Source organism: Methylibium sp. T29-B (assembly GCF_000576225.1).
In the GTDB taxonomy this organism is placed as follows: domain Bacteria; phylum Pseudomonadota; class Gammaproteobacteria; order Burkholderiales; family Burkholderiaceae_C; genus Methylibium; species Methylibium petroleiphilum.
In genome coordinates this window covers 1-5,463 of record NZ_AZSN01000201.1, presented here as the reverse complement: position 1 = coordinate 5,463, position 5,463 = coordinate 1, and the positions used below count along the sequence as shown (strand labels likewise).

Genomic DNA, 5,463 nt, shown 5'->3' with positions numbered 1-5,463 from the left:
CCCGACGACCGCCTGCCCGACCTCGTCGAGCGCCGCCCGCCGCAGCGCGTGGCGCTCAGCGACGGCCGCACGCTGTGGGTGGTGAGACCGAGCATGCTGCGTCCGGGCGGGCGCGGCCCCGACGGCCGCCTGCTGGTGCCCGAGCCGCCGTTCTTCATGCGCGGCGTCGGCCTGTTGCTGACCCTGGGTGTGCTGTTCGTCGCCGTGGCTGGCGGGGCCTACCCCGTGGTGCGGCGCCTGACACGCCGGCTCGAGACGCTGAAGCGCGGTGTCGAGACCTTCGGCGCCGGCGAACTGCACCACCGCGTGGACGCCACCGGCCGCGACGAGATCGCCGCGCTGGCGGCGAGCTTCAATGCGGCCGCCACGCGCATCGAGTCGCTCGTGCAGGCCAACCAGTCGCTGCTGGCCAACGCCAGCCACGAGCTGCGCTCGCCGTTGGCTCGGCTGAAGATGGCCCTGGCCATGCTCGACACCACGCCGGCCGAGCGCCGCGGTGCGCTGAAGGACGAGATCGAGCGCAACATCCGTGAACTCGATGCGCTGGTGGAGGAGGTGCTGCTTGCCAGCCGGCTCGATGCCCGCCACCAGCGCTCGCGCGACGGTGTCGACGAGCGGGTGCGCGAGCCGGTCGACGTGATCGCGCTCGCCGCAGAGGAAGCGGCGCGTGTCGACGCGGTGCTCGAGCTGCCGGACGAGGCCGACCGCGCCGCGGCGCTGCCCGCCACGCTGAGCGGCGACGAGCGCCTGCTGCGCCGCGCGCTGCGCAACCTGCTGGAGAACGCCCGCCGCTACGGCGGCGCCGGGGCGCCGGCGCTGCAGCTGCGCCGCGTCGGAGAGTGGCTGGAACTGAGTGTCAGCGACCGCGGTCCGGGCGTGCCCGCATCGCAGCGCGAGCGCATCTTCGAGCCGTTCTACCGTCTGCCGGGTCATGCCGAGCAGGCCGGCGGCGTGGGGCTGGGGCTCAGCCTGGTCCGGCAGATCGCCCAGCATCACGGCGGCGACGTGCGTTGCGAGCCGCGCGCGGGCGGCGGCAGCCGTTTCGTTCTCCGCCTGCCGATCGCGCCCTGAAGCGCGATGGCGGCGAGCGGCTCAGGCCGCCGCCGTCGGCGGGCTGGCGGCCGAAGTGTCTTCGCCCGGGCTCGCAGGTCGCGCGGCCGTCGCATCGACCTCGTGCGCACGTTCGGCATAGCGGTTGAATCGCCAGGCCGTGGCCTCCATCGTGATGCGCCGCCAGGTGGCCCGCTTCGCGGCCGGGCTCAATGCGGGCCAGTGCTGTACCTCGTCGAAGGTCCGGCCGCAGCCCTTGCAGACGTCGTCGCCCTGGCTGGTGGAACAGATCGCGATGCATGGCGCGTCGGGCGTGCTCGCGTACCAACCGAGCCACGCGGCCTTGGCTTTCGCCGGCATGGTGGCCTCGTCGCATTCGCTCTCGCGGTAGTAGACGAGCAGCGCATACACCTCGGCCAGCGCGCGCACCTCGGCGCAGGCGGTGATGCCGTCGGGCGAGGGCGAGCGCTCGCGCCACCAGTTGATGGCCGACTCGATGTCGGTGATGTGGATGCCGGCCATGGCCGAGTCCTGCGTCGTGCAGTCAGGCTTGCGCGGCGACCAGCGCGCTCAGCGCCGCTTCCACTTCGGCCGCGTCGACACCTTCGCCGCGCTGCACCGGCGCCTCGGCCAGCGCCGCCGCGCCCTCGGTCTTCAGGCGCTTCACCCAGCCGCCGGCCTCGCGGCCCTCGGCCAGGCCGGCGCTCTGCAGGAGCACTCGGTCGTCGGTTGCCGTGAGCTTGAAGAAGAACAGCCCGTTCTCGCGGTACTGCTTGAATTCGGGCAGCGCCTTGCCGGCCGCGCGTGCCGGCGCCTGCTTCACGGCCGGGCGGCTCACCGCCACCATCGCGCGCAGGCCGACCGCGTCGCGCAGCTCGCGCATCAGCGGCAGCGCCACCGCGCGGGCCTTGCGGGCGCCTTCGAGCAGGGCTTCCTCCACGCGCTCGGGGTGGGCCATCAGCTCCTCGTAGCGGGCCCGCATCGGGCCCACGTGCGACTCGATCAGCGCCACGCAGCGCGCCTTGGCCTCGCCCCAGGCGAGTCCGGCGCGCAGATCGGCACGCAGCGCGGCACGCTGTTCGGTGCTGGCGAAGGCGTCGTGGATGGTCACCAGCGAGGAGCCGTCGGGATCCTTGGCCTCGCCAGGCAGCCGCGAGTCGGTGACGATGCGCGCCACCGCTTCCTTCAGCGCCTTCGGCCCGCCCTCGAACAGCGGGATGGTGTTGTCGTAGCTCTTCGACATCTTGCGGCCGTCGAGGCCGGGAAGCGTGGCCACGTCCTCCTCGACCTCGGCGCGCGGCAGCACGAACAGCTCGCGGCCGCGGCCGAACAGGTGGTTGAAGCGCTGGGCCACGTCGCGCGCCATCTCGATGTGCTGGACCTGATCGCGCCCGACCGGCACGCGGTGGGCGTTGAACAGCAGGATGTCGGCCGCCATCAGGATGGGGTAGCTGTACAGGCCCATCGAGATGTTGGCGTCGATATCCTCGCCGGCCGCCTCGTTCGCGTCGGTCGCGGCCTTGTAGGCGTGGGCGCGGTTCATCTGGCCCTTGGCGGTCACGCAGGTCAGCAACCAGGTGAGTTCGGTGACCTCGGGGATGTCGCTCTGGCGATAGAAGGTGACGCGCTGCGTGTCCAGGCCGGCGGCCAGCCAGGTGGCCGCGATCTCCAGCCGCGAGCGCTCGATGCGGTCGGGCTCGTCGCACTTGATCAGCGCGTGGTAGTCGGCCAGGAAGAAGAAGCTCTCGACGCCGGGCTCGCGGCTCGCGGCGATGGCCGGCCGGATCGCGCCGACGTAGTTGCCAGGTGGGGCGTGCCGGTCGTCGTGATGCCGGTGAGGACACGTTGCGTCATGAGGGGCTCTTCCAGGAACTCGTCGGGTCGCGGATTCTAGGCAGGCGCCCCGGCGCCTCAGTCGTCCGTGCGCGTGCGCAGCCAGGCGGTGGCGATCAGCAGCAGCGGCACGAAGGTCTCCAGGCCTTCCTCGTGCAGATGGGACAGCGCGGTGGCCGTCCAGCCGAGCGGGCGGTGGTATTCGTCGGCCATCACGGCGGGCAGGCGGTCGAACACCTTGGACAGCACCAGCAGGCCGCCCGCCAGGACGACCAGCCGGCCCCAGGGCTGGCGGTAGAGGCGCCGGCGCAGGAAGGCGAGGGTGTTGTAGCCCAGGCCGGCCAGCACGGTGCCGAGCACGCCGAGCGCGATGAGGCCGCCGAGCAGCTTCTGCAGCGTCGTGACCTCGTGCCCGCGGTAGAAGTTGATCTTCAGGAAGCTGACGCCTCCGAACACCGCCTGCTTGTGCAGGTCGAGTTCGCGCGCGCAGAACAGCAGGCTCACTGCGGCCAGCAGCAGGGTGTAGCGGTTCAGGCCGCCGGTGGCGAGCACCACCACCGCCAGCAGTAGCCAGGCGAACACGCTGGTCCATTCGAGCGGACCGTCCTCCGAGGTGAGCCAGTCGACCATCGCGTGGTCACCCGACAGCGCGATCGCCACGAGCCACAGCACCATCGCGGCCAGCAGCGTGACCGTGACGACCTCGGCGCGGCTGATCGGCGCCCAGGCGTTCGACGTCAGGGAGGGGGAAGAGGGCAGCGAGCGCCCGGGGACAGCGTTCATGGCGTGGGAGCGTGGGGTGGGTCGCGGGATGCTGCAACGGGCAGCCCGGAGGGCCTGTCGCCGAGGCGTCGCAGGCCGGGCGATGATTATCGGCGGCTTGCGATACCCGCCTACACTGCCGGCCCATGAAGCGCATCGTGATCCTGATCTCCGGCCGGGGCTCCAACATGGAGGCCATCGTCGAGGCCTGCGCTGCGCAGGCTTGGCCGGCCCGGATCTCGGCGGTGATCAGCAACCGCGCCGACGCCGCGGGCCTGGACTACGCTGCCGCGAGAGGTATCGCGACGTCGGCGGTCGAGCACCGCGCCTACCCCGACCGCGAGCGCTTCGACGCCGCGCTGGCCGAGGCCATCGACCAGCACGCGCCCGACCTGGTGGTGCTCGCCGGCTTCATGCGCATCCTGACGGCGAGCTTCGTTCAGCGCTATGCCGGCCGCCTGCTCAACATCCACCCGTCGCTGCTGCCGGCCTTCACTGGCCTGCACACCCATCGGCGCGCGATCGAGGCCGGCTGCAAGCTGGCCGGCGCCACCGTGCACTACGTGACCGCCGAGCTGGATCATGGCCCGATCGTCGCGCAGGCGGCGGTGCCGGTGCTGCCCGACGACACCGAGCAGACGCTGGCCGCCCGCGTGCTGGCCAGCGAGCACCGGCTCTATCCGATGGCGGTGCGCTGGGCGGTCGAGGGGGCCCTGCGGATCGAGGCCAACGGCGTGGTGCGGCAGCGCGACGGCGCCGCGCAACTGCTGCTCTGAACTCCGCCCGGGCCGCAGCCCGGGCCTGCGCTCAGCGCACCACCAGCACCGGGATCGCGGTGTGCGTCAGCAGCTTCTGGGTCTCGCTGCCCAGCAACAGCGCGCTCATGCCACGGCGGCCGTGCGAAGCCATCACGATCAGGTCGCAGCCGCGCTGGCTCGCATGCTCGATGATGGCCTCGTAGGGATGCAGCGCCTCGATGGTGTAGGTCTCGCAGCCCAGGCCGGCGGCCTGGCAGGCGGCGGCGACCTGCTGCACGCGCCGCTGCGCGATCTGCTCCTGCGCGTCGAAGTACTCCTGCGGCGCCACCGGCTGGATCTCGCTGATCGCGCTGTAGGGGAAGGGCTCCTTGACGCTCAGCGCCTCGATCTTCGAACCCAGGGCCTTGGCGAGCGACACCGCGGTGGCGACGGCCTTGCCGGTGACGTCGCTGCCGTCGGTGGGAACCAGGATGCGTTGGTACATGGCGGCCTCCTTGGCTGCGGGACTGATAGGCGCATCTTGCGCCGTTGCCCCGCCCCTGATCTTGCCGAGGATCAAGCTTTGCGTCGAGCCTGCCCGCGGGCGCGGTGCGGACTTCCGCTCAGCCGCGCGCCACCGGGCGCGCCGGATCGGCGCACCATTCGCTCCACGAGCCCGGGTAGAGCGCGGCGCCGGGCAGTCCGGCCCGTTCCATCGCCAGCAGGTTGTGGCAGGCGGTGACGCCGGAGCCGCACTGCTGCACCGACTCGGCCGGCGGCCGGCCGGCGAGCAGCGGCAGGAAGGCGGCATGCAGCGCCGCGGGCGCGAGGAAGCGGCCTTCGGCGTCGAGGTTGTCCTTGAACGGCCGGTTCAGTGCCCCGGGGATGTGGCCGGCCACCGGGTCCAGTGGTTCGACGTCGCCGCGAAAGCGCTCCGGCGCCCGCGCGTCGATCAGCCGCACGCGACCGAGCCCGGCCTGCAACGCGGCGGCATCGACCGTCGGAACCAGCGAGGCCGCGGGTACATAGGGGGCCGCGCCGCGACGGCCGCCGGCGTTTCGCTCTCCAGCGCGCCGCCGGC

General features: G+C 72.3%; 6 protein-coding genes and 1 pseudogene. 2 read left to right on the top strand and 5 right to left on the bottom strand.

Going from position 1 to position 5,463, the window contains the following annotated elements:
• Positions 1-1,071, top strand: a 1,071-nt coding sequence (locus tag Y694_RS19465) for a HAMP domain-containing sensor histidine kinase (protein ID WP_036235545.1), incomplete at its 5' end; no start/stop codon positions are given.
• Positions 1,072-1,092: 21 nt separating this feature from the next.
• Here the strand turns inward: Y694_RS19465 and Y694_RS19460 are convergent.
• The 3 genes and pseudogenes from Y694_RS19460 to Y694_RS22810 all read right to left on the bottom strand — a co-directional run bounded on the left by Y694_RS19460 (position 1,093) and on the right by Y694_RS22810 (position 3,666).
• Complete coding sequence (locus tag Y694_RS19460) at positions 1,093-1,572, bottom strand: DUF3717 domain-containing protein (RefSeq protein ID WP_036235542.1); 480 nt, start codon at positions 1,570-1,572, stop codon at positions 1,093-1,095.
• A gap of 22 nt (positions 1,573-1,594) precedes the next feature.
• Positions 1,595-2,904, bottom strand: a pseudogene (locus Y694_RS19455) (tryptophan--tRNA ligase).
• Between the two features lie 57 nt (positions 2,905-2,961).
• On the bottom strand, positions 2,962-3,666 hold the full coding sequence (locus Y694_RS22810) for a hypothetical protein (protein ID WP_051495910.1): 705 nt from the start codon (positions 3,664-3,666) through the stop codon (positions 2,962-2,964).
• Positions 3,667-3,791: 125 nt separating this feature from the next.
• Between Y694_RS22810 and purN the strand changes: the two genes are divergently transcribed.
• On the top strand, positions 3,792-4,421 hold the full coding sequence (gene purN, locus Y694_RS19445; RefSeq protein WP_036235540.1) for a phosphoribosylglycinamide formyltransferase: 630 nt from the start codon (positions 3,792-3,794) through the stop codon (positions 4,419-4,421).
• Between the two features lie 31 nt (positions 4,422-4,452).
• On the opposite strand, the gene Y694_RS19440 is transcribed toward purN, so the two are convergent.
• Both Y694_RS19440 and Y694_RS19435 read right to left on the bottom strand, forming a co-directional pair.
• Complete coding sequence (locus Y694_RS19440; protein WP_011830221.1) at positions 4,453-4,887, bottom strand: universal stress protein; 435 nt, start codon at positions 4,885-4,887, stop codon at positions 4,453-4,455.
• 118 nt (positions 4,888-5,005) lie between these two features.
• On the bottom strand, positions 5,006-5,463 hold a 458-nt coding region (locus tag Y694_RS19435; protein ID WP_255343894.1), incomplete at its 5' end, for a sulfurtransferase.

What these genes read in the sequence shown, in the direction of transcription:
- Y694_RS19440 (WP_011830221.1), bottom strand. Translation starts at nt 4,887, where the DNA reads ATGTACCAACGCATCCTGGTTCCCACCGACGGCAGCGACGTCACCGGC.
- purN (WP_036235540.1), top strand. Translation starts at nt 3,792, where the DNA reads ATGAAGCGCATCGTGATCCTGATCTCCGGCCGGGGCTCCAACATGGAG.
- Y694_RS19460 (WP_036235542.1), bottom strand. Translation starts at nt 1,572, where the DNA reads ATGGCCGGCATCCACATCACCGACATCGAGTCGGCCATCAACTGGTGG.
- Y694_RS22810 (WP_051495910.1), bottom strand. Translation starts at nt 3,666, where the DNA reads ATGAACGCTGTCCCCGGGCGCTCGCTGCCCTCTTCCCCCTCCCTGACG.